This is a genomic window from Bacteroides sp. CAG:189, assembly GCF_000432295.1.
GTDB classification, from domain to species: domain Bacteria; phylum Bacteroidota; class Bacteroidia; order Bacteroidales; family Bacteroidaceae; genus Bacteroides; species Bacteroides salyersiae.
This window is the reverse complement of the sequence record NZ_HF991120.1, coordinates 1-1,617: the sequence shown is the minus strand read 5'-3', so window position 1 is coordinate 1,617 and position 1,617 is coordinate 1. Positions and strand designations below refer to the sequence as shown.

Below are 1,617 nucleotides of genomic sequence, written 5' to 3'. Positions count from 1 at the left end.
ATATGAAATTCGTTGATAGAATAGATGAAGCTGCACGATTAAAGGATGCTCTTGCAAGAGAGAAGTCCTCGTTAGTCGTGATGTACGGTCGCAGACGGTTGGGTAAGTCAACGCTTATCAAAAGGGTGTTGTCGGATACGGATGTTTATTTCCTTGCCGATCGTTCTGAAGGCCAACACCAACGGATATTGCTTGCAAAAGTGATAGCACAGGTGTTCTCAGATTTCGACAAATTGACATATCCAGATTGGGAATCTATATTTCGTGCGGTCAATTATCGAACAGACAAGCGTTTTACTCTATGTTTGGATGAATTTCCGTATCTCGTAGAGCAATCACCAGAGCTGCCGTCTGTATTGCAGAAACTTGTTGATGAGAAGCTGTTGAAGTATAACCTTGTGCTTTGCGGTTCATCACAAAATATGATGTATGGACTGTTCCTTGATTCTACTGCGCCTCTCTATGGTCGTGCTGATGATTCCTTGATTCTACTGCACCTCTATATGGGCGTGCTGATGAAATAATGAGGCTTGCACCGATACGTTTGCCGTATATTCAAGAGGCTTTGAACCTTGATGCGATGAGTGCCATTGAAGAGTATGCCGTATGGGGCGGTGTACCGCGTTATTGGGAATTGAGGGAAAATAGAAGTTCGCTTGATGATGCCCTGTGGCGCAATATCCTTTCTGTAAATGGGACTCTTTACGAAGAACCGATAAAATTGTTTCAGGACGATGTAAAGGATATTGTTAAGACTTCGACGATAATGTCTTATATCGGTACTGGCGCAAATCGGCTTTCTGAGATTGCCGCAAGATGCAATGAGCCTGCAACCAACCTGTCGCGTCCATTGAAGAAACTTATTGATCTCGGATTTTTGGAGAAAGATGTTCCGTTTGGGATTGATGAAAAGAATGCGAAAAAGAGTCTTTACAAGATAGCCGATCCGTTTATGGCGTTCTACTATCCACTTGCTGATGCCTTATGGCACAATATCCTTTCTGTGAATGGAACACTTTACGAGGAGCCGGTAAAACTCTTTCAGGATGATGTCAAGGATATTGTCAAGACTTCGACGATAATGTCTTATATCGGTACCGGTGCAAACCGGCTTTCCGAGATTGCCGCACGATGCAACGAACCTGCAACCAATCTGTCGCGTCCATTGAAGAAACTCGTCGATCTCGGATTCTTGGAAAAAGATGTTCCGTTCGGGGTTGATGAAAAGAATGCAAAAAAGAGCCTCTATAAGATAGCCGATCCGTTTATGGCATTCTACTATCAGTTTGTTGTTCCTAATCGTTCGTTCATCGAACTTGATCGTCGTTTGCCAATAGAACAGGCTTTGAACGCCCATTTCTCAGAGTATGTGAGTATGCAATGGGAAAAACTGTGCCGGGATGCGGTTACAGGAAATATTGTCAATGGAGTGATTTATGGCAAGGCAAAACGCTGGTGGGGTTCTGTTCTCAATGAGGACAAGAAGCCGGAACAAGTCGAATTTGATGTGATGGCAGAATCGCTCGATAAAAAATATCTGTTGGTTGGCGAATGCAAATGGACAACCCAAGAGAATAGTAAACAACTGACAGCCGAACTTCTTCGCAAAGCTAATCT

At 43.5% G+C, this 1,617-nt stretch carries 1 protein-coding gene and 1 pseudogene; both read left to right on the top strand.

Going from position 1 to position 1,617, the window contains the following annotated elements; all coding sequences use genetic code 11:
• Positions 1-524, top strand: a 524-nt coding sequence (locus QVP90_RS19930) for an AAA family ATPase (RefSeq protein WP_021937110.1), incomplete at its 5' end; no start/stop codon positions are given.
• A 284-nt stretch (positions 525-808) separates the two neighbouring features.
• Positions 809-1,617 (top strand): annotated as a pseudogene (locus tag QVP90_RS17235) (ATP-binding protein); the annotation flags it as partial.